Below are 21431 nucleotides of genomic sequence, written 5' to 3' on the forward strand. Positions count from 1 at the left end.
ACTTATGAACTCACCCCAACTCCAGCGCGGCGTGTTCCTCGCCCTTCTCGCCGCCGTGACCGTCGCCTTCCTCTGGGTGCTGATGCCGTTCTTCGGCGCGGTGCTGTGGGGCGTGGCGCTGGCGATCCTGTTCACGCCGCTGTACAAGCGGCTGCTGAAGCGGATGCGCGGCAAGCCCAATGCGGCGGCACTGTCGACGCTGGCGATCTGCCTGTTCATCGTGATCCTGCCGCTGGCGATGGTGGGGGTTTCGCTGGTGCAGGAGATCGCTCTGGTCACGCAGAGCATCCGCTCGGGCCAGATCAACTTCGCGGCCTATTTCCAGCAGATCCTCGACGCCTCGCCGCAGTGGCTGCTGAACCTGGTGGAGCGCTTCAACCTCGGCGACATGGCGGCCTGGCAGGCGCGCATCTCGGCAGCCGCCGGGCAGGCAAGCCAGATCATCGCGAGCCAGGCGCTGGCCATTGGACAGAACACCTTCGACTTCATCGTCAGCTTCTTCGTGATGCTGTACCTGCTGTACTTCCTGGTGCGCGACGGGGCAACGCTGTCGAAGACGATGCGCGACGCGGTGCCGCTGGCCAAGCCGCACACGCACTACCTGCTGAACAAGTTCACCACCGTGATCCGCGCCACCGTGAAGGGCAACGTGGCGGTGGCCGTCGCGCAGGGCGCGCTCGGCGGGCTGGCGTTCTGGTTCCTGGGCGTGCAGGGCGCGCTGCTGTGGGCGGTGCTGATGGCCTTCCTGTCGCTGCTGCCCGCGGTGGGCGCGGCGCTGATCTGGGGGCCGGTGGCCATCTACTTCCTGGCCACGGGGCATTTCTGGCAAGGCGGCGTGCTGATCTTCGTGGGCGTGTTCGTGATCGGCCTGGTCGACAACATCCTGCGCCCCGTGCTGGTCGGCAAGGACACGCAGATGCCCGACTACATCGTTCTGATGTCGACCATCGGCGGCATGGCGATCTTCGGCATCAACGGCTTCGTGATCGGGCCGGTGATCGCGGCGCTGTTCATGGCGGCATGGGGTCTTTTCGCCGACTCCGGCCACGTGGGCGCCGGGCACGAGCAGCCCGAAGGCGCGCAGGCCACGCAGGGCGCCAAGGACGACAAGGCCAGCTGAGGCGCCCGCCGTCCGCTCCCCGCCGCGCGCATTTCGCGCGCGCAATCCCGCATTCCGTCGCATCAGGCTGGGCACCGCGCCCGGCCTGCGGGATCGTCGGGCCTTCCATAACCAAAGAGGCCCGTCATGCAACTCCGCCTTCTCCCGCTTCGCCCCGCCGTGCGCGCCCTGTGCGCGGCCGCGATCCTCGCGCCCCTCGGCGCCCTTGCCGCCGACCTGAGCCTGAGCGTCGCCGACGGTCCGGCCGCGGACGCCACGCTCTACGTCGCGGTATACGGCGACGCCGCCAGCTACGCGGACGGAAAGCCCGTGGCCTCGCAGACCGCGCCGATGCGCGACGGCAAGGCCCGCCTAGTGTTCACTGGGCTGGCGCCCGGGCGCTACGCGCTGCGCGTGTTCGCCGACGAGAACGGCAACGGCAAGCTCGACACCAACCTCATGGGCATGCCCATCGAGCGCTACGGCTTCTCGAACGACGCCAAGGGCAACCGCGCGGCGCCCGGCTTCGAGGCGGCGGCGATCAGCGTCGATGCCGACATGCAGACCGTGATCCACCTGCACTGAGAAGAAAAGGAGCACCGCCATGGAACGACGCGAACTCCTGCGCCTGCTGGCTTCGGCCGGCGCCCTACCCCTATTTGCGCCGCTGGCGCGCGCAGCCGGCACGGCGGACGACTGGCAGTCCCAGTTCGAAGCCTCGAGCGCCCCCTGGAAGAACGGCTTCGCCACGCCGTCCGGCGACTTCCCGCTGACCCGCGCGACGGTGCGCGGGCGCTTCCCCGATGCCGTGGCCGGCACGCTGTTCCGCATCGGCCCGGCCGGCCATGACCTGGGCGGCGAGCGCTACCACCACTGGTTCGATGGCGACGGCATGGTCCATCGCTTCGTGATCGAAGGCGCCGATGTGTGGCACCAGGGCCGCTATGTCGCCACGCCCAAGCGCGTGGCAGAAACGAAGGCCGGCCGCCGCCTTTTCGACGCCTTCGGCACCACGCCGCCGGGCGTCGAGCCGCCGACCTCGGCCGACAGCATCAACGTCGCCAACACCAGCGTGCTGCCGATGGCCGGCGAGGTACTGGCGCTGTGGGAAGGCGGCTCGGCCACGCGTGTCGACGCACGCACGCTCGACACGCTGGGCGTGAAAACCTGGCGCGCCGACCTCGCGGGCATGCCGTTCTCGGCCCACCCCAAGGTCGATCCGGACGGTACGGTGTGGAATTTCGGCGTGAGCTCCGGCCAGGGCCTGCTGGCGCTGTACGAGATCGCACCCGAAGGCGCACTGCGTCGCGCAGCGGTGGTGCCGGTGGCAGACATGCCGATGGTCCACGACTTCGCCGTGACGGAGCGGCACCTGGTGTTCCTGCTGCCGCCGCTGGTCTACGACGGCAAGCGCAAGGAAGCCGGCGCCACCTTTCTCGACGCGCACGTCTGGCGGCCCGAACTCGGCATGCGCGCGCTGGTGATCGACAAGCAGAACTGGGAACGCCGCCAGATGCTCGCGCTGCCGGCCGGCTTCCTGTTCCACGTCGGCAACGCCTGGGAGGAAGACACGCCGCGCGGCACGCAGATCCACATCGACTACGTGCGCTCGGAGAACGCCGATTCGGTGTTCACGAGCAACCGTGAAGTGATGCGCGCGCGCCGCGTGAAGACCACCGAGCCGCACCTGACCGTCGCCACGCTGAACCTGGCTTCCGGCCGGGCCACGCAGACGGCACTGGCGCAGGAGGCCGAGTTCCCTCGCATCGACCCGCGCCGCGTCGGCCTGCGACATCGCCAGGTGGTGCACGCCACGCAGATCCGGCGCGACCTGCCCGGCTTCGGCGCGATCGCGCGCACCGACGTCGAGACCGGCCGCAGCCAGCGCTACAGCTACGGTGCGCAGGCCATGGTGGAAGAACACGTCTTCGTGCCCGACGGCTCGAAGCCGGGCTGGGTGCTGGGCACGGCGTTCGACTTCGGAAAGCAGAAGACGGTGCTGTCGTGCTTCGCGGCCGACAACCTGGCTGCCGGACCGGTGGCGCAGGCCACGCTGCCTTACGCCCTTCCTCTGGGCCTGCACGGCGCCTTCGTGAGCGCCTGAAAAAGAAGTTCAGGCCGCCCACCAGCCTTCGTCGAAACGCCCCTGCAGGAAGGCCACGAAGCCCGACACCTTGCCCGGCACCAGCTTGGGCGAGGGAAAGACGGCGTGGATCTCCTGCTCGGGCAGCGCATGGTCGCCCAGCACCTCGCGCACCTTGCCGCTGGCCAGCGAGTCGCTGGCCACGTAGCGCGGCATGAGCGCGATGCCCAATCCGTCGCGCGCCGCCGCCAGCACAGCCGAGAGGTTGTTCGAGCGGAAGCGGCCCGACACGGGCACCGTCACCGGCTCGCCCCTGGGCGTGTGCATGCGCCAGAACTCGTCGCCCACCACGCTGCTGTAGATGAGCGCCACGTGCGCGCTCAGGTCCTGCGCGCGCTTCGGCGTGCCGTGCTTCTTCAGGTAGGCGGGCGAGGCGACCATCACCCACGGGTTGGCGCCCAGGTAGCGCGCACCCAATGACGAGTCGGCCAGCTTGCCCATGCGGATGGCCACGTCGATGCCCTGCGCGATGAGGTCCACGTAGCGGTCCTCGAAGCTCAGGTCGAGCTGCACCTGCGGATGCCGGCTCATGTACTCGAGCGCCAGCGGCACCACCACGCGCCGCCCGAAGGCCACCGAGGTGCCCACGCGCAGCAGCCCCTGCGCCTGGGTCTGCCGCAGTTGCACGATGCTGTCGGCTTCCTCCGCCTCGCGCACGATGGTCTTGCACTTCTCGTAGTAGAGCGCGCCCGGCTCGGTGAGGCTCACGCCGCGCGTGTTGCGGTTGAGCAGGCGCACCTTCAGCCGCTCCTCGGTGGCCGCGATCTGCTTGGTCACCGTGGGCTGCGTGGTGTTGAACTCGCGCGCGGCCTTCGAGAAGCTTCCCGTCTCGACCACGCGCACGAACATTTCCATTGCCAGCAATCTGTCCATGGGCCGGATCGTAGTCAGTTATTCCAACCTGGAATAGGTTTTATGGTCCGCAGCCGTCTTCTTGGAATCCGCCCCGCTTCCTACAGTGAGCCCATCCCAAAGGAGACTCAGATGGCAAAGATGACAGCGGTCCAGGCCGCGGTTCTGGTGATGGAAAAAGAAGGCGTCACGCAGGCCTTCGGCGTGCCGGGCGCGGCGATCAACCCGATGTACTCGGCACTGCGCCAGCGCGGCAGCATCGCTCACATCCTCGCGCGGCACGTTGAGGGCGCCTCGCACATGGCCGAGGGCTATACCCGCGCCGTGGCCGGCAACATCGGCGTGTGCATCGGCACCTCGGGCCCGGCGGGCACCGACATGATCACGGGCCTGTACTCGGCCTGGGCCGATTCGATCCCCATCCTCTGCATCACCGGCCAGGCGCCCCGCGCACGCCTTTACAAGGAAGACTTCCAGGCGGTGGACATCGAATCGATCTCCAAGCCCGTCACCAAGTGGTCGGTCACGGTGCGCGAGCCGGGCCAGGTGCCGCAGGTGTTCCAGCAGGCCTTCCACCTGATGCGCTCGGGCCGCCCGGGCCCGGTGCTGATCGACCTGCCTTTCGACGTGCAGATGGCGCAGATCGAGTTCGACATCGACAGCTACGAACCGCTCAAGCCCTACAAGCCGGCCGCCACGCGTGCCCAGATCGAGAAGGCCATCGCCATGCTCAACGCGGCCGAGCGCCCGTTGATCGTGGCCGGCGGCGGCGTCATCAACGCCGACGCGTCCGACCTGCTGGTGCGCTTCGCCGAGGCCACCGGCGTGCCGGTGATCCCCACGCTCATGGGCTGGGGCTCCATTCCCGACAACCACCCGCTGATGGCCGGCATGTGCGGCCTGCAGACCAGCCACCGCTATGGCAACGCCACGATGCTCGCCAGCGACTTCGTGCTCGGCATCGGCAACCGCTGGGCCAACCGCCACACCGGCTCCGTCGACGTCTACACCAAGGGCCGCACCTTCGTGCACGTGGACATCGAGCCCACGCAGATCGGCCGCGTGTTCACGCCCGACTTCGGCATCGTCTCCGACGCCAAGGCCGCGCTCGAACTCTTCGTCGAAGTGGCCGAGGAAATGAAGGCCGCCGGCCGCCTGACCGACCGCCGCGAGTGGGCCAAGGCGTGCATCGAGCGCAAGAAGACCATGCTGCGCAAGACCAACTTCGACGAAGTGCCGATGAAGCCGCAGCGCGTGTACCAGTGCATGAACAACAACTTCGGCAACGACACCTGCTACGTGAGCACCATCGGTCTCTCGCAGATCGCCGCAGCGCAGTTCCTGCACGTGTACAACCCGCGCCACTGGATCAACTGCGGCCAGGCCGGCCCGCTGGGCTGGACCATTCCCGCGGCCCTGGGCGTGCGCGCCGCCGACCCCACGCGCAAGATCGTCGCGCTCTCGGGCGACTACGACTTCCAGTTCATGATCGAGGAACTGGCCGTGGGTGCGCAGTTCAAGCTGCCGTACATCCACATCGTGGTCAACAACTCCTACCTCGGCCTGATCCGCCAGGCGCAGCGCGGCTTCGAGATGGACTACTGCGTGCAGCTCGCGTTCGACAACATCAACGCGGCGCCCGACGCGGGCATCGAGAGCAGCTACGGCGTGGACCACATGAAGGTCGTCGAGGGCCTGGGCTGCAAGGCGATCCGCGTGAACAGGCAGGAAGAAATTGCACCGGCCATCCGCCGCGCCGAGGCCCTGATGGCCGAGTTCAGCGTGCCGGTGGTGATCGAGGTGATGCTGGAGCGCGTGACCAACATCGCGATGGGCACCGAGATCGACAACATCACCGAGTTCGAGCCGCTGGCCGAGACGCCCGCCGACGCGCCCACCGCCGTCGCGGCGCTGCTCGACTGAGACGAAGGAAGAGAAAAGACATGCCCAAGTTCGCAGCCAACCTGACGATGCTCTTCACCGAGCTGCCCTTCATGCAGCGCTTCGAGGCCGCCGCCAAGGCCGGCTTCAAGGGAGTGGAGTACCTCTTCCCCTACCCCTTCGAGAAGAAGGAACTCGCCGCCGCCCTGCGCGACAACGGCCTGCAGCAGGTGCTTCACAACCTGCCCGCCGGCGACTGGGACAAGGGAGAGCGCGGCATCGCCTGCCATCCCGACCGCACCGGCGAGTTCGCCGAAGGCATCGGCGTGGCGATCGACTACGCGACCGCTCTCGGTTGCCCGCAGGTCAACTGCCTCGTGGGCAAGGTGCCAGCGGGCGTCGACAGGGACGCGGCCCACAAGACGGTGGTGGCCAACCTTCGCCTCGCCGCGCGCGAGCTGGAGGCAGCGGGCCTGCGCCTGCTGATCGAGCCCATCAACACCTTCGACATTTCGGGCTTCTTCCTCACGCGCACCGACCAGGCGCTGGCGCTGATCGAGGAAGTCGGCTCATCCAATCTGCGCGTGCAGTACGACATCTATCACGCGCAGCGCACGGAAGGCGAGCTGGGCAACACGCTCACGAAGCACCTCGCGCAGATCGGCCACATCCAGCTGGCCGACAACCCGGGCCGCGGCGAGCCGGGCACAGGGGAGATCAACTACCCGTGGCTGTTCCAGCACATCGACTCGCTGGGCTACGACGGCTGGATCGGCTGCGAATACAAGCCCCGCGCCACCACGGTCGAGGGCCTCGGCTGGCGCCAGGCGCTCACGCAGCAATGAATGAATGAAATCGGACAAGGAAACAGAGACATGACGACCCAGCAACAGAAGATCGGATTCATCGGCCTCGGCATCATGGGTGCGCCCATGGCGGGCCACCTGCTCGACGCGGGCTACCAGCTCTTCGTGAACACGCACGGAAACACGCCGGAGCCTTTCGTCTCGAAGGCCACCATCTGCGCCTCCGCAGCGGAAGTGACGCGCCAGGCCGACGTGATCTTCATCATGGTGCCGGACACGCCCGACGTCGAGAAGGTGCTCTTCGGCGCACCCGGCTCCGAAGGCGTGGCCGCCGGCCTGAAGGACTCCAGCGGCAAGATCGTGGTCGACTGCAGTTCCATCGACCCGATCGCCACCAAGGACTTCGCGCGCCGCATCACCGCGCTGGGCGCCGGCTACATCGACGCGCCGGTCTCCGGCGGCGAAGTGGGCGCCAAGGCCGCCAGCCTCACGATCATGTGCGGCGGCGACGAAGGCACCTTCGGGCGCGTGAAGCCGCTGCTCGACAAGATGGGCAAGAACGTCACGCTCGTGGGCGGCGCCGGCGACGGCCAGGTCTGCAAGGTGGCCAACCAGATCATCGTGGCGCTGAACATCGCAGCCGTGGGCGAGGCGCTGGTGTTCGCCTCGAAGGCCGGCGCCGATCCGGCCAAGGTGCGCCAGGCGCTGATGGGCGGCTTCGCCAGCTCGCGCATTCTCGAAGTGCACGGCGAACGCATGATCAAGCGCACCTTCGCGCCGGGCTTCCGCATCGGGCTGCACCAGAAGGACCTGAACCTCGCGATGCAGAGCGCCCGTTCGCTGGGCGTGTCGCTGCCGCAAACGGCCGGCGCGGCCCAGTTGATGAACGCGTGCGCAGCACTGGGTTACGGCCAGCTCGACCACTCGGCGCTGGTGCGCGCGCTGGAAGCGCTCGCCCAGCACACCGTCACGCCGGACTGACCAGGTACTCCCCCAGGCTTCGCGCACTTCGTGTCGCTTCTCCTTCCCCCTCGCCGGGGGCAACACCAGCGGCCCGGCAAAGCCGGTTCCGCGGTGTTCCTCGCAAAGGATCAGGGTTTTGCAGCGGTCTCCAGGGATTCCTTGAGATTGCGCCGGCGCCACGCCCAGGTCTTCACGGCCTGCGGCAGGATGCCCAGGCACGAGGCGTAGTACGTCACCTTGAAACCCCAGAAGCGCGGCCCGATCGGTGTGTCCCGGAACAGGTCACCGGCAAGGATGGACAGCAACGCCTCCTGCATGCGCCAGATGTTGCGCGGCGCCATGAACAGGCGGCGAATGGCCGGCGAGGTGATGCGGTAGATGAACCACGAGAACATCTTCGGCCCTCGCTTCATGACCTTCTCGTAGTGGCGGAAGGCACGCTCGGCTTCCTTTGCCTCGCCCTTCAGCCAGTGGTCGGCCGCCGTCGCGGCCTCGAAGCCGCTGTTCATCGCCAGGTACACGCCCGACGAGAACATCGGATCGACGAAAGCATAGGCGTCGCCCACCATCATGAAGCGGTCGCCGCGGCAGAACTTGGAGTCGTAGGCGTAGTTGCCGGTGGAGGTCGCGCCTTCCATCAGCGTGGCGTTCTTCAGCCGTGCCGCCAGCTTGGGTGCCAGCGCGATGGTCTCCATCAGGAACTCTTCGAGCGAACCCTTGCGGCGCTTGAAGTAGGCCGGCGATGCCACCGCGCCCACGCTCACCGTGCCGTCTTTCAGCGGGATGTACCAGAACCAGCCATGGTCGAACCAGAACAGCGAGATGTTGCCCTCGAAGCGGCCGGGCCGGCGCTGGGCGTTGGCAAAGTGGCCGTAGAGCGCGGCGCTCGCATGCTTGCGGTTGCGCTGCTTGGCGTCGAACTGGTTCGACAGCAGCGTGTCGCGCCCGCTCGCATCGATCACGAAGCGCGGCCGCCAGCTGGTTTCGGTGCCGTCGTCGGCCTTGACCTTCACCAGCGGGCGGTTGTCGGCCGTGCCCTTGCCGGCGTCCATGTCCACGCCGGTGACGCGCTGTCCCTCGAAGGTGCGCGCGCCCCGGTTGCCGGCATGGCGGAACAGCAGTTCGTCGAATTCCGAACGGCGCACGTGCACGGCGTAGGGAAAGCTCTTGTCCATCGCCTGGCCGAAGTCGAAGTGGCTGCTGTGGTCATGCCAGGGCGAGACGAACTCGGCGCCGTGCTTTCGCAGGCCGATGGCCTCGACCTCGGTGCGCACGCCGAGGCGGTCGAACAGCGGCATGTTCATCGGCAGCAGCGACTCGCCGATGTGAAAGCGCGGATGCTGCGCCTTCTCGAGCAGCACCACGTCGTGCCCCTTGTCCGCGAGCAACGCGGCCACCGTGGAGCCCGAAGGGCCGCCGCCGATGACCACGACATCGGGGTCGTTGCTGGTGAAAGGTCCGGATGTCATGCGTTGTTGCCCCTCTTGTCGTGGTGTTGTCGTTGTCGGCGATACCCCGGCCCGATTCCCGGCTGGACGGCCGGTCAGTTAACCAGTTGGTAACGATCTGCAGTTTAGCGAACCCGCCAGCCCCCCCGATCCACCGGAACCCGCCTTATCAGGCAGAAGCTATGAATCCAGGCGTTTTCGGCATTTCCCCAGTAAGAAGAGGCCCTGCTTTTGCGGTAGCCTCATTGCCCGTCAGAAACAAGGAGACTTTCATGGCTGCACCCCTTTCACCCGCAGAAGAAGCACTTCGCGAGGCAGCGCGCGAATACCACCGCTCGCCCGTCAAGGGCAAGATCTCGATCACCCCGACCAAGCCCCTGCTGAACCAGCGCGACCTGTCGCTGGCCTATTCGCCCGGCGTGGCCTATCCCTGTCTCGACATCGCCGCCGACCCTGCAACGGCTTCCGAATACACCGCCCGCGGCAACCTCGTGGGCGTCGTCACCAACGGCACCGCCGTGCTCGGCCTGGGCGACATCGGCCCGCTGGCCGCCAAGCCGGTGATGGAAGGCAAGGGCTGCCTGTTCAAGAAATTCGCCGGCATCGACGTGTTCGACATCGAACTGGCCGAGCGCGACCCCGACAAGCTGGTCGACATCATCGCGGCGCTGGAGCCCACGCTGGGCGGCATCAACCTCGAAGACATCAAGGCGCCCGAGTGCTTCTACATCGAGAAGAAGCTGCGCGAGCGCATGAACATCCCGGTGTTCCACGACGACCAGCACGGCACGGCCATCATCTCGGCCGCCGCGCTGCTCAACGGCCTGGAGCTGGTGGGCAAGAAGATCGATGAAGTGAAGATCGCCGTCTCGGGCGCGGGCGCCGCAGCCATCGCCTGCCTCGACGTGATGGTCGGCCTGGGCGCCAAGCCCGCCAACATCCACGCCTGCGACTCCAAGGGCCTGATCTACATGGGCCGCGCGGGCGGTTTCGACGAATCCAAGGCACGCTACGCCCAGAAAGACACCGGCGCCCGCACCCTGGCCGACGTGGTGAAGGACGCCGATGTGTTCCTGGGCTGCTCGGCCCCCGGCGTGATGACGGCCGAGATGGTCAAGACCATGGCCAGCCAGCCCATCATCCTGGCGCTGGCCAACCCCGAGCCCGAGATCCGCCCCGAGCTGGCCAAGGCCGTGCGGCCGGACTGCATCATCGCCACCGGCCGTTCGGACTACCCGAACCAGGTCAACAACGTGCTGTGCTTCCCGTACATCTTCCGCGGCGCGCTCGACTGCGGCGCCAGCAAGATCACGGAAGAGATGAAGCTGGCCTGCGTGCGCGAGATCGCCGAGCTCACCAAGGCCGACATCAGCGAAGAGGTGGCCACCGCCTACGCCGGCCAGGAGCTGGCCTTCGGCCCCGACTACATCATTCCCAAGCCCTTCGATTCGCGCCTGATCCTGCGCATCGCGCCGGCCGTGGCCAAGGCGGCCGCAGCCTCGGGCGTGGCCACGCGCCCGATCGAGGACATGGACGCCTACCGTCAGCACCTGACGCGCTTCGTCTACCAGACCGGCATGTTCATGCGCCCGGTGTTCAGCGCCGCCAAGATCGCCACCGCCAAGCGCGTGGCGTACGCCGAGGGCGAGGACGAGCGCGTGCTGCGCGCCGCCCAGTGGGCGGTCGACGAAGGCCTGGCCAAGCCGATCCTGGTGGGCCGCCCCGCCGTGATCGACGCGCGCATCAAGAAGGCCGGCCTGCACATCCGCGCGGGCGTCGACTTCGAGATCGTCAACCCCGAGGACGATCCGCGCTTCCGCACCTACTGGGAGAGCTTCCACAAGATCATGGGCCGCCGCGGCGTGACGCCGGAGGCCGCCAAGACCATGGTGCGCCGCTCGAACACCACCATCGCCGCGCTGATGATGCACCTGGGCGACGCCGACGCCATGATCTGCGGCCTGGTCGGGCGCTTCGACGTGCACCTGGAGCACATCCGCAACCTGATCGGCCTGAAGCGCGGCGCACCGGGCTTCGCGACGCTGAACGCGCTCACGCTCGACAAGCGCACGGTGTTCATCACCGACACCAACGTCAACGAAGACCCCAGCGCCGAGCTGCTCGCCAGCATCGCGGTGATGGCCGCCGAGGAAGTGCGCCGCTTCGGCCTGCCGCCGAAGGTGGCGTTCCTGTCGCACTCGAACTACGGCACCTCCAGCCGCTCGTCGGCCCGCAAGATGCGGCTGGCGCGCGACCTGTTCGCGCAGATGGCGCCCGACATCGAATGCGACGGCGAGATGCACGGCGACGCGGCGCTGTCGGAGGAAATCCGCCGCACCGCCCTGCCCGAGACCACGCTGAGCGGCGAGGCCAACCTGCTGGTGTGCCCGAACCTCGATTCGGCGCACATCCTCTACAACGTGCTGAAGATGACCGGCGCCAACGGCATCACCGTGGGCCCGGTGCTGCTGGGCGCCGCGAGCTCGGCGCACGTGCTCACGCCTTCGTCGACGGTGCGCCGCATCATCAACATGACGGCGCTGGCGGTGGCGAAGGTCACGGTCGACAAGTAAGAGAGGCGGCGGGCCCCGGCCCGCTCAGGCATGGAACGGTGACGCGACCGGCACGTCGTCCGGGTCGAACACCTTCCATGCCAGCAGTTCCTCTTCCTCCGGCGGCGGCTCGCAGCCGCCCACGCGGCTGGGCTTCCAGCCGAAGCGCTGCCGCGTGTCGGCCAGTATCTCGGCGCGCTTGAAGGCGGCCAGCGCCGAATCGATGACCGGCACGCCCAGCACGTCCTGCAGCTGGCGATAGAAACCGAACTCCAGCGTGCAGCCCAGGATCAGCGCCTCGGCGCCGTCCTCCTCGATGGCGCGGCGGCCCTGCTCGATCATGCGGCGCGCGGTTTCCTCGCGGTCGCGCTGGAAGTCTTCCACCCCGAGCTGCAGCGCGCGGCACGAGGCCAGCAGATGGCCGTGCCCGTACTCGCGCACGCGCGACTCGATGCGCGGCACCCACTTTCGTCGCCCGACGATGACCGACACCTTCTGCGCCAGGTTGGCCGCCACCTCGAAAGAGGCCTGGCAGGGCGCGACAACCACCGTCTCGCCCGAGATCTCGCGCGCCTCGACCAGCACCGGGTCGTAGAAGCAGCCGAGCACCACCGCGTCGAACTTCTTCACGGCCGCGTCGCGCACCACGCGAACGATGTCGGCGCCCAGCAGCGCCTCGTAGCTCTGGTACTCGACGTGATGGCGCACCGAGGCGTTGCGCAGCGAAACCACCTCGACCTCGGTGCCGGGGTTCTTCACCTCGGCGAATTCACGGGCGAAGCGCTCGTTGTAGGTGTCGTTGCCGACCGTCCGTATCCATCGCACGCGCAGCGTCATGGCGGCTCCTCCTTGCGCGCGCTCAGGCCAGCGCTTCCTCGGCGGGCGCGAAGGCCTCGCCGAGCGACTTCTCGAGCGGCCGGTAGAGCTCGGGCATGAACATCGTGCGCGACAGCAGCAGCCGCGCGCGCGGCGCGACCAGCACGCGCAGCCGCGCGCCCTGGCGCACGTGGGCCGACACCACCGGCTTGCCGTCGTCCGAGAAGGTCATCACGAGGTCGGGGAAGCGCGCGATGCGCTTTCCTTCCTGCTCCAGCAGCATGTATTCGTTGATGAAGCGCAGCGTGGTGCGCGCGGCGTCGTCGAGTTCGACGATGCCCACGTCCAGCCCCTCCTGCTGTTCGCAGCGGTAGGTGCGCACCTCGCCCTCGGCCACGATGCGGCCTTCCAGCGAGCGGGCGACCGCATCGACACCGCCATCGAGGTAGGTCTGGCCCAGCGCGATGGCATGGCTGATGGCGCCCGGCGCCCCGTGCCGGCGCGCATAGCCCACGCTGACGGGGTTGCGCGCCACCGCCACGAGGCCGCCTGCCTCGACGGAGGCGCGGCGCACCACGGCGGAGGTCTGCTCCAGGCGGCCCGACACCACGCCTTCGACATAGCGATGCGGCTCGCCGCCCGCGTAGGCCTGCACCGAGAGGTAGTCGGGCTCGGTGTGCAGGCCCAGCGCGCCCATCACGCTCGACGGATGCGCGCGGCCGTTGCAGGCCAGGTCGATCACGGGCAGCCCGCTCATCGCGGCATGGAACCAGCCGTTGACCGTGGTCTCGGCGCCGTTCTCGTTGGCATGCAGGCCGACCAGCTTCTGGCCCGCCGGCAGTTCGCGGCGCAGCAGCTCCAGCGTGCGCAGCAGGTGTGCGGGCTGCACATGCGGATCGGGCGCGGCCGGGGCGCCGACCAGCGCCATGGTGGCGGTGAGCGCCGAGTCGTCGAATTCGTCGATGCTCCACAGCTGCGGCGTGCCCACCTGCAGCGCGAGCTTCGCGGCACGCTCGCCGGATTCGATCAGCCCGCCGCCACCGCCGCCGAGGATGGCTCCGCCCCAGATGGCCGCGCGGACGTCGTCGCTTGTCAGATTGCGTTTCATGGATTCGTGGTTCCTGTGTGATGAAGGGAATGAGGAAAGGCGGAGCGCGGTGCCGTGGCGCTACTTGTGCAGGCTCTTCACCGCGCCGGAGAAGAAGCTGTAGAGCGCGTCGCCCGCGATGACGCCGCCCGCGAACACTTCGAGCCGCTCTCGCGCCGAGGCGCCGAGAACGCGATGCACGACCAGCCGGCAGGCGATGCCGGCCGCGACCATCCAGCCCGCCATCGGGCTCGCGATGAGCAGGCCGGTGGCGAACAGCACGCCGAGTTGCTGGCGCGCGCCGCCCACGATCTGCAGCAGCGCGCCGGGCAGCGCCCACAGCGCGAGGTTGCGCGCCGTGTCGCCCGAGATGCCGGCCTTGATGGCCGCCACGTAGGCCGCGTTGATGGGTGCCGTCTGGTGATTGGCGAAGAACAGCCTGTAGCTGCAGGCCACGACCACGATGGCCACGGCGAAGCCCACCATGCCCGCGATCATCTGTTCGCGCCGGCCCTCGGTCTCGAAGGGCGTGCCCGACGTCTCGCCGCGCAGCAGGTGCCCGGCCTTGAGGTCGTAGCCCATGTCGGCGAAGGCCGGCCCGGTGGCCGCCGAGAAGCCCGCCAGCACCACGAGTGCCTCGGGCGGAAAGCCGATCAGGATGCCGATCAGCAGCGAGATCAGCGCCACCGCGAAGGCCGGGAACCAGCCCGAGTGCATGGCCGCGATACCCACGATCAGCTCGTGCACGAAGGCCGCGAAGGTGCCGTAGATGACGAAGCACACGAGCATGCCGGGCGACATGCCGGTGTACACGCCCGTGCCCACCGCCAGCAGCACCATGATCGCGAGATAGCCCACGCCGCCGAGACGCAGCGAGCGGCCCAGCGCGGTGGCGCCGCGTGCCTCCAGCGACGCAGCTGCTCCTGTGCCGGGCGCGGCGGAGCCGTGCTTCTTCAGCACCACGCGCCCCACTTGCACCAGCGCCACGATGCCCGCGCCGATCATCATTCCGTGCGGCACGTAGCGCGCGCCGATGTCGAAGCCGAAGAGCTGCGCCGAGTAGCCCCGCAGCAGCAGGCCGATGCCGAAGGCCGTCATCGCGCCGAGCCCGCCGATCAGCGCCACGCCGAAGGCCGACATCGGCAGCTTGAACACCGCGCCCGCCACGCCCGTTGCCAGCCCGCCCAGCAACAGCCAAGCCTGCTTGCCACCGCCGTCGCCCGCCTTGATCGCCTCGGCCGCCGCGATGCCCAGCGGCCACGGGTTCTTAGCCGGGAAGGCGGGCGTGTCGAACATGCGGTAGAGCAGCCAGGCATCGAGCAGCATCGCCAGGCTCACGCCGACGAGCATGGGCACCACCATGTCGGGCAGCCCGAACAGGAAGGGAATGCCGATGGGCAGGAACAGGCTGTTGGCCGCACCGAAGGTGGCCGACGAGATGCTGGTCTGCGCGAGGTTCTGCGCATGCACCGAGCGGAAGCCCCGGAACATGGCCAGCGGCACGCGCGCCAGCGTCATCGCCGCGAGCGCACCGATCAGCGAAGTGCTCGGCGTGATGCCCAGGCTCGCCAGCATCTGGATGCCGACGATGGCGCCGAACACGCTCAGCACCACCGTGAGGATCAGGTTGGCCGGCGCCAGTGCCTTCGGGTGCAGCTCGGGTGACGGATGGGCGGCGTCGCCCTCCTGCAGCGGCATCGCCGCTGTTGCCTCGTGGTTCATGGTCATTTTCTGAAGTTCCATTTTTTGGAACTCAATCCAATAAAATTGAACCAAATGATAGAACCCGCCGAAGCGCTGTCAAGGCTGGTTCACCCCGAGCCGGCGGACGCGTTGCGCGCCGAACCTATGATTCCCACCCGCCAACCCATCTGAACTATGAGCACTCTCGCCAACGCCATGGACGTCCTGAAGCTGATCGCGCGGCTGCGCCGCGACATCACGGTGACCGACGTGGTGACGGAGCTGGGCCTGCCGAAGAGCTCGGCCTCGCGCACCCTCAGCATGATGGCGGGCTACGGCTTTCTCGATCGCGACGCGGCCACGCGCGCCTACCGGCCGGGCGGCGTGATCATGGAAGCCTCGTACCACTTCCGCGCCTCGCGCAACGCCGCCTCGCTGGTGGAGGAAGCGCTCGACGCGCTGGTGGCCGAGACACGCTTCACCGGCTACATCAACGTGCTCGACGGCGCCGACACGCTCGTGATCCAGATGCGCGCCGGCGCCGGCGCGCTGCAGATCTACACGCCGCCGGGCAGCCGTGCCCCGGCCTACTCGAGCGCCATGGGCCGCGCATTGCTGGCGCGCATGAGCGATACCGAAGTGACTGCGCTGCTGGGCGGCCGGCTCGACCAGGGACGCGGCGACGCACCGCGCACGCGCAAGGACCTGCTCGCGCGCCTCGCCGTCATCCGCGAAACCGGCTGGGCCCTGTCGCGCGGCGAGTACGTGACCAACGTGGCAGGCATCTCTTCGGCCGTGTTCGACCCGGCGACGCGACAGGCCTACGCCTTCGGCATCGCGCTGCCCGCGGAGCTGCTGTCGGACGCGCTGGTCGAGCGCTTCGGCGCCATCGTGCGCGATGCCGCCGCGAGCGTCGGCAAGCGCGTCGGCGATCCTTACTGGCTCGCATTCGGTGCAAGCGCCCCCTGAAACCGAAGGGATTTCCCGCGAAAGGTGCGAAATACGAGGGCGACGCACCAGCTCGATCCACAGGAAGGGTTCGCACCAATCACGTGCGGGCACCGTTTTTGCTTGAATGCAGAAGCATTCAATCCCCTTTCATCCAACGGATCGATCTCCGCATGAACAAGCGCCAACTGCTCCAGTCCTTCCTCGCCGCCTCGGCCATCAGCTTCGGCCTCGCACCGGCCTTTGCACAGAGCCCGACGCCGATCAAGTTCCAGCTCGACTGGCGCTTCGAAGGACCCGCGGCGCTGTTCCTGCATCCCGCCGCCAAGGGCTACTTCAAGGCCGCCGGCCTCGACGTGACCATCGACGCCGGCAACGGCTCGGGCGGCACCGTCACGCGCGTGGCCTCGGGCGCCTACGACATGGGCTTCGCCGACCTCGCGGCGCTGATGGAGTTCCACGCCAACAACCCCGACAGTCCCAACAAGCCGGTCGCGGTGATGATGGTCTACAACAACACGCCGGCATCGGTCATGACGCTCAAGAAGAGCGGCATCACCAAGCCGGCCGACCTCACGGGCAAGAAGCTGGGCGCGCCGGTGTTCGACGCGGGCCGCCGCGCGTTCCCGATCTTCGCGAAGGCCAACAACATCGGCACGGTCAACTGGACCGCCATGGACCCGACTCTGCGCGAGACCATGCTGATGCGCGGCGACATCGACGCCATCACCGGCTTCACCTTCACCTCGCTGCTCAACCTCGAGGCGCGCGGCGCCAAGACGGCCGACGTGGTGATCCTCCCCTACCCCGACTACGGCGTGAAGCTTTACGGCAACGTCATCATCGCCTCGCCGAAGCTCATCAAGGAGCACCCGGAGGCGGTGAAGAAGTTCCTCTCGGCCTTCGCCAAGGGCGCGAAGGAAGTCATCGCCAACCCTGCCGTGGCCATCGAATCGGTGAAGGCGCGCGACGGCATCATCGACAGCAAGCTCGAGACGCGCCGCCTGCAGCTGGCCATCGACACCGTCATCAACAGCGCAGACGCGCGCGCCGAGGGCTTCGGCGCGGTCAACGCGGGGCGCATGTCGCTGATGGCCTCGCAGGTGTCGGACGCCTTCAACACCAAGACGCGCGTGAGCCCCGACGCGGTGTGGACGGCAGCGCTGCTGCCGCCGGCCGCCGAACTGAACATCCTGAAGAAGTGATGGCCGCCGCATCGCAGGACGCGGCCGCAGCCCCTTTCGTCGCTCCCTTCGTCGATTTCCAGGACGTCTGGCTCGCCTACAACGAGGAGCTGCTGCGCGCCAACCACTTCGCGGTCGAGGCCATCGACCTGAAGGTCAAGCGCGGCGAGTTCATCGCCATCGTCGGCCCCTCGGGCTGCGGCAAGTCGACCTTCATGAAGCTCACCACCGGGCTGAAGATGCCGTCGATGGGCAAGATCCGCATCGACGGCCAGCCCGTGACCGGGCCGTTGAAGATCTCGGGCATGGCCTTCCAGGCGCCTTCGCTGCTGCCGTGGCGCACCACGGTCGACAACGTGCTGCTGCCGCTGGAGATCGTCGAGCCCTACCGCTCCAGCTTCAAGTCGAAGCGCAAGGAGTACGAGGAGCGCGCCCGCCGCCTGCTGCAGAAGGTGGGCCTGGGCGGCTACGAGGACAAGTTCCCGTGGCAGCTCTCGGGCGGCATGCAGCAGCGCGCGAGCATCTGCCGCGCGCTCATCCACGAGCCCAAGATGCTGCTGCTCGACGAGCCCTTCGGCGCGCTCGACGCGTTCACGCGCGAGGAGCTGTGGTGCATCCTGCGCGACCTGTGGACCGAGCAGCAGTTCAACGTGATCCTGGTGACGCACGACCTGCGCGAATCGGTGTTCCTCGCCGACACGGTGTATGTGATGAGCAAGAGCCCGGGCCGCTTCGTGGTGAAGCGCGAGATCGACCTGCCGCGCCCGCGCGAGCTCGAGCTCACCTACACGAAGGAGTTCACCGACATCGTGCTGGAGCTGCGCGGGCACATCGGCGCCATCCGCAATACCGGCGCGAGCGCCGCCCAGTCCGCCGCGGCCGTTTCCCACTGAGGCGCAGGATCTCATGAGAAACACCAAGCAAATCGAACGCTGGTCGCCGTGGCTTCTGCTCGTGGCGGTGATCCTGCTGTGGCAGATCATCTGCTCGGCCTTCGAGGTTTCCGACTTCATCTTCCCGAGCCCGTGGCGCATCTGGAACCAGTTCTGGGAATTCAAGGAAGTCATCGCGGGCCACGCGTGGCGCACCTTCTGGGTCACGATGGCGGGCTTCGGCCTGGCGATCGTGGTGGGCGTGCTGCTGGGCTTCGTGATCGGCAGCTCGCGCATCGCGTACGCGGCGATCTACCCGCTGATGACGGCCTTCAACGCGCTGCCCAAGGCGGCCTTCGTGCCGATCCTGGTCGTGTGGTTCGGCATCGGCATCGGGCCGGCGATCCTCACGGCCTTCCTGATCAGCTTCTTCCCGATCATGGTCAACATCGCGACCGGCCTCGCCACGCTCGAACCCGAGCTGGAAGACGTGCTGCGCGTGCTGGGCGCCAGGCGCTGGGACGTGCTCATGAAGATCGGCCTGCCGCGCTCCATGCCCTATTTCTTCGGCTCGCTGAAGGTGGCGATCACGCTGGCCTTCGTGGGCACCACCGTCAGCGAGATGACGGCGGCCAACGAAGGCATCGGCTACCTGCTGATCTCGGCCGGCTCGGCCATGCAGATGGGCCTGGCCTTCGCGGGCCTGATGGTGGTGGGTGCGATGGCGATGCTGATGTATGAACTCTTCAGCGTGGTCGAGAAGCACACCACGGGTTGGGCGCACCGGGGCTCCCAGAACCAGTGAGCCACCGTGCCGATGCGGGCCATGCAGGCTGCGGCTACGAGGCCGAACGCTGCAGCCGCATCGACACCGAGAACCGGTCCGCCGGGTGGACCGACACCGAGACCTCGAAGGCCAGCCCCTCGGCATCGAGATAGCGGCGCACGATCTTCAGCGCCGCCGCACCCTGCTCCACCTGCAGGGCCTTCGCCATCGCCGCGTCCCTGACGATGTCGGCGCGCACGTCCTGGTGGATCTCCACGATCTGCCGGCCGTAGCGCTCGGCGATCAGTGAGCTGACGAGGGTGCCGGGCGACTCCCGCACCAGGTCGCGAACTTCCGAATACGCCGGGTCGACGTACAGGTCGGTCCATCCGATGGGTCCGCCTTCTCCGCCGGTGTCGAGCCGCAGGCTGGAGATGCGCAGCCAGCGCGTGCCGGGCGCGCAATCCAGGTCCCTGGCCACAGGAGCCGCCACGGCCACCTCCTCGATCGACTGCACCTGCCGCAGGTACTCGGTGCCGAAGTGCACGAGATCGTCCACCGACGCGATCGAGGGACGGAAGGTGTCGCGCGGCTTGGTCGCCTCGACGCGGGTTCCCGCGTTCTTGCGCCGCGACACGAGGCCCAGCCGCTGGAGTTCGGCCAGCGCCGCCCTCACGGTATGGCGGCTGGTCTTGTAGTGGTCGCAGAGCTCGAGTTCCGTCGGGAGCACCGAGCCGACGGCGAAATGGCCGCTGGCGATGGCTTCGGTGAGGTGACGCGAGATGTCGCTGTGGTGAGGCTTGGATGGCGAAGACATGTTGCCCCCGAGGATCGCATTCATGGCGTCAAGGGTAAACCCCGATTCGTTGAATATGTTCGGACATATTAAAGTTGAATATGTCCGAACATATTTGCGTTCGCTGCTTCCACTTTCAACAACTCCCATGACCCTTACCCGCTCCTCGATTCCGATGGCCAGCACCGTCGTCGACTCCATCCTGTTCCGCGACGCCTTCGGCACCCAGAAGATGCGGCAGCTCTTCTCCGACGGCGCGCTGGTCCAGCGCTACATCGATGCCGAGATCGCACTGGCCAAGGCCGAGGCGCGCACGGGCGTGATCCCGGCCGAGGCGGCGGAGGCGATCGCGCGCGAATCGCGGATCGAGCGCATCGACTTCGACCACATGCGCGAGGAGACGGACATCGTCGGCTACCCCATCCTCCCGCTGGTGCACCAGCTGGTCGGAATGTGCGGCGAGGCCGGCCGCTACGTGCACTGGGGCGCGACCACGCAGGACATCATGGACACGGCAGTCGCCCTGCAGGTGCGCGACGCGCTCGACAGCATCGGCGAGGACATCCGCGAGCTGCGCGGCATCCTCGCCTCGCTCGCGAAGAAGCACCGCGACACGCCGATGGCCGGCCGCACCCACCTGCAGCAGGCACTGCCCATCACCTTCGGCTACAAGGCCGCGATCTGGCTCGCCATGTTCGACAGGCACCAGCAGCGCATCGCCGAGCTGCGTCCTCGCGTGGCGGTGGTCGAGTTCGCCGGTGCCGCGGGCACGCTGGCCTCGCTCGGCGACAAGGGCTTCGAGGTGCAGAAGGCCATGGCCGAGGAGCTGGGACTGGGCGTGCCCGCCACCACCTGGCACGTGGCGCGCGACGGCTTCGCCGAGGCGGTGAACCTGCTCGCGCTCGTCACCGGCTCGCTGGGAAAGATCGCACTCGACATCATGATCATGGCCTCCACCGAGTTCGCCGAGGTCTACGAACCCTTCGTCAAGGGGCGCGGCGCGTCGAGCACGATGCCGCAGAAGCGCAACCCGATCTCCAGCGAGCTGATGCTGGCCGCCTCCAAGGCCGTGCGGCAGCACGCGGGGCTGATGGTCGATGCGATGGTGCAGGACTTCGAGCGCGCCACGGGCCCATGGCATGCCGAGTGGATCGCCATTCCCGAGAGCTTCATCCTGACTTCGGGCGCCCTGCACCAGGCGAAGTTCGCGCTCGGCGGCCTGATCGTGGACGAGGCGCGCATGAAGCACAACCTGGGCATCAGCCGCGGCCTCATCGTGGCCGAGGCCGTGATGATGGGCATGGCGCCCCACATCGGCCGCCAGCAGGCGCACGACGTGGTCTACGACGCCTGCCGCACCGTCAACGAGAAGGGCGGCACGCTGGCCGAAGCGCTGGCGGCGCTGCCCGAGGTCACGAAGCACTTCGACCGCGCGGCCATCGATCGCCTCACCGATCCGGCGAACTATCTGGGCCTTGCTCCGCAGATGGTGGACCGCGCGCTCGCAATGTCCGCCGAAGTTGCAGCCTGAACCA

At 67.9% G+C, this 21431-nt stretch carries 18 protein-coding genes; 12 read left to right on the forward strand and 6 right to left on the reverse strand.

What is annotated here, in order from left to right; genetic code table 11:
* Window positions 1–4: 4 nt before the first annotated feature.
* The 3 genes from SFB74_RS24515 to SFB74_RS24525 all read left to right on the forward strand — a co-directional run bounded on the left by SFB74_RS24515 (window position 5) and on the right by SFB74_RS24525 (window position 3203).
* On the forward strand, window positions 5–1120 hold the full coding sequence (locus tag SFB74_RS24515) for an AI-2E family transporter (RefSeq protein WP_432726930.1): 1116 nt from the start codon (window positions 5–7) through the stop codon (window positions 1118–1120).
* 126 nt (window positions 1121–1246) lie between these two features.
* Entirely contained in the window at window positions 1247–1684 is a 438-nt protein-coding gene (locus tag SFB74_RS24520; RefSeq protein ID WP_432726931.1) for a DUF2141 domain-containing protein, read from the forward strand.
* A gap of 19 nt (window positions 1685–1703) precedes the next feature.
* Window positions 1704–3203, forward strand: a complete 1500-nt coding sequence (locus SFB74_RS24525) for a carotenoid oxygenase family protein (protein WP_432726932.1) — start codon at window positions 1704–1706, stop codon at window positions 3201–3203.
* Window positions 3204–3212: 9 nt separating this feature from the next.
* Here the strand turns inward: SFB74_RS24525 and SFB74_RS24530 are convergent, their stop codons facing one another.
* On the reverse strand, window positions 3213–4115 hold the full coding sequence (locus SFB74_RS24530; protein ID WP_432726933.1) for a LysR family transcriptional regulator: 903 nt from the start codon (window positions 4113–4115) through the stop codon (window positions 3213–3215).
* 111 nt (window positions 4116–4226) lie between these two features.
* On the opposite strand from SFB74_RS24530, the gene gcl reads away from it, so the two are divergent.
* Genes gcl through SFB74_RS24545 form a run of 3 tightly spaced genes read left to right on the forward strand, consistent with a single transcriptional unit; the run spans window position 4227 to window position 7762 of the window.
* Window positions 4227–6017, forward strand: a complete 1791-nt coding sequence (gene gcl, locus SFB74_RS24535) for a glyoxylate carboligase (RefSeq protein ID WP_432726934.1) — start codon at window positions 4227–4229, stop codon at window positions 6015–6017.
* A gap of 20 nt (window positions 6018–6037) precedes the next feature.
* Window positions 6038–6820 carry a hydroxypyruvate isomerase gene (gene hyi, locus SFB74_RS24540; RefSeq protein WP_432726936.1) on the forward strand — a complete coding sequence of 261 codons (783 nt, stop codon included), beginning with the start codon at window positions 6038–6040 and terminating at the stop codon, window positions 6818–6820.
* 30 nt (window positions 6821–6850) lie between these two features.
* A complete protein-coding gene (locus tag SFB74_RS24545) occupies window positions 6851–7762 on the forward strand; it encodes a 2-hydroxy-3-oxopropionate reductase (protein WP_432726937.1) in 912 nt (303 codons plus the stop codon).
* Between the two features lie 110 nt (window positions 7763–7872).
* On the opposite strand, the gene SFB74_RS24550 is transcribed toward SFB74_RS24545, so the two are convergent.
* Window positions 7873–9213, reverse strand: coding sequence for an NAD(P)/FAD-dependent oxidoreductase (locus SFB74_RS24550; protein WP_432726938.1), 1341 nt, complete (start codon window positions 9211–9213; stop codon window positions 7873–7875).
* A gap of 251 nt (window positions 9214–9464) precedes the next feature.
* Here SFB74_RS24550 and SFB74_RS24555 point away from each other — a divergent pair, with 251 nt between their 5' ends.
* A complete protein-coding gene (locus SFB74_RS24555) occupies window positions 9465–11765 on the forward strand; it encodes an NADP-dependent malic enzyme (RefSeq protein ID WP_432726939.1) in 2301 nt (766 codons plus the stop codon).
* Between the two features lie 24 nt (window positions 11766–11789).
* On the opposite strand, the gene SFB74_RS24560 is transcribed toward SFB74_RS24555, so the two are convergent.
* Genes SFB74_RS24560 through SFB74_RS24570 form a run of 3 tightly spaced genes read right to left on the reverse strand, consistent with a single transcriptional unit; the run spans window position 11790 to window position 15375 of the window.
* Window positions 11790–12581 carry an aspartate/glutamate racemase family protein gene (locus tag SFB74_RS24560; protein ID WP_432726941.1) on the reverse strand — a complete coding sequence of 264 codons (792 nt, stop codon included), beginning with the start codon at window positions 12579–12581 and terminating at the stop codon, window positions 11790–11792.
* 22 nt (window positions 12582–12603) lie between these two features.
* The gene (locus SFB74_RS24565) at window positions 12604–13668 is read right to left on the reverse strand and encodes a DUF917 family protein (RefSeq protein WP_432726942.1); all 1065 of its coding nucleotides are present in this window, start codon (window positions 13666–13668) and stop codon (window positions 12604–12606) included.
* A gap of 60 nt (window positions 13669–13728) precedes the next feature.
* On the reverse strand, window positions 13729–15375 hold the full coding sequence (locus SFB74_RS24570) for an OPT/YSL family transporter (protein ID WP_432726943.1): 1647 nt from the start codon (window positions 15373–15375) through the stop codon (window positions 13729–13731).
* Between the two features lie 150 nt (window positions 15376–15525).
* On the opposite strand from SFB74_RS24570, the gene SFB74_RS24575 reads away from it, so the two are divergent.
* The 4 genes from SFB74_RS24575 to SFB74_RS24590 all read left to right on the forward strand — a co-directional run bounded on the left by SFB74_RS24575 (window position 15526) and on the right by SFB74_RS24590 (window position 19139).
* Entirely contained in the window at window positions 15526–16299 is a 774-nt protein-coding gene (locus tag SFB74_RS24575) for an IclR family transcriptional regulator (RefSeq protein ID WP_432726944.1), read from the forward strand.
* 152 nt (window positions 16300–16451) lie between these two features.
* The gene (locus SFB74_RS24580; RefSeq protein WP_432726945.1) at window positions 16452–17483 is read left to right on the forward strand and encodes an ABC transporter substrate-binding protein; all 1032 of its coding nucleotides are present in this window, start codon (window positions 16452–16454) and stop codon (window positions 17481–17483) included.
* Window positions 17483–18355 (forward strand): ABC transporter ATP-binding protein, encoded by an 873-nt coding sequence (locus SFB74_RS24585; protein WP_432726946.1) that lies wholly within the window; start codon window positions 17483–17485, stop codon window positions 18353–18355. The genes SFB74_RS24580 and SFB74_RS24585 overlap by 1 nt, the downstream gene beginning before the upstream one ends.
* Window positions 18356–18368: 13 nt before the next feature.
* Window positions 18369–19139, forward strand: coding sequence for an ABC transporter permease (locus SFB74_RS24590; RefSeq protein ID WP_432726947.1), 771 nt, complete (start codon window positions 18369–18371; stop codon window positions 19137–19139).
* Window positions 19140–19173: 34 nt separating this feature from the next.
* On the opposite strand, the gene SFB74_RS24595 is transcribed toward SFB74_RS24590, so the two are convergent.
* Complete coding sequence (locus SFB74_RS24595; protein WP_126471665.1) at window positions 19174–19917, reverse strand: GntR family transcriptional regulator; 744 nt, start codon at window positions 19915–19917, stop codon at window positions 19174–19176.
* 127 nt (window positions 19918–20044) lie between these two features.
* Here SFB74_RS24595 and SFB74_RS24600 point away from each other — a divergent pair, with 127 nt between their 5' ends.
* Window positions 20045–21427 (forward strand): class-II fumarase/aspartase family protein, encoded by a 1383-nt coding sequence (locus SFB74_RS24600; RefSeq protein ID WP_432726949.1) that lies wholly within the window; start codon window positions 20045–20047, stop codon window positions 21425–21427.
* Window positions 21428–21431: the final 4 nt, after the last annotated feature.

Source organism: Variovorax xiamenensis (assembly GCF_050916385.1).
In the GTDB taxonomy this organism is placed as follows: domain Bacteria; phylum Pseudomonadota; class Gammaproteobacteria; order Burkholderiales; family Burkholderiaceae_C; genus Variovorax.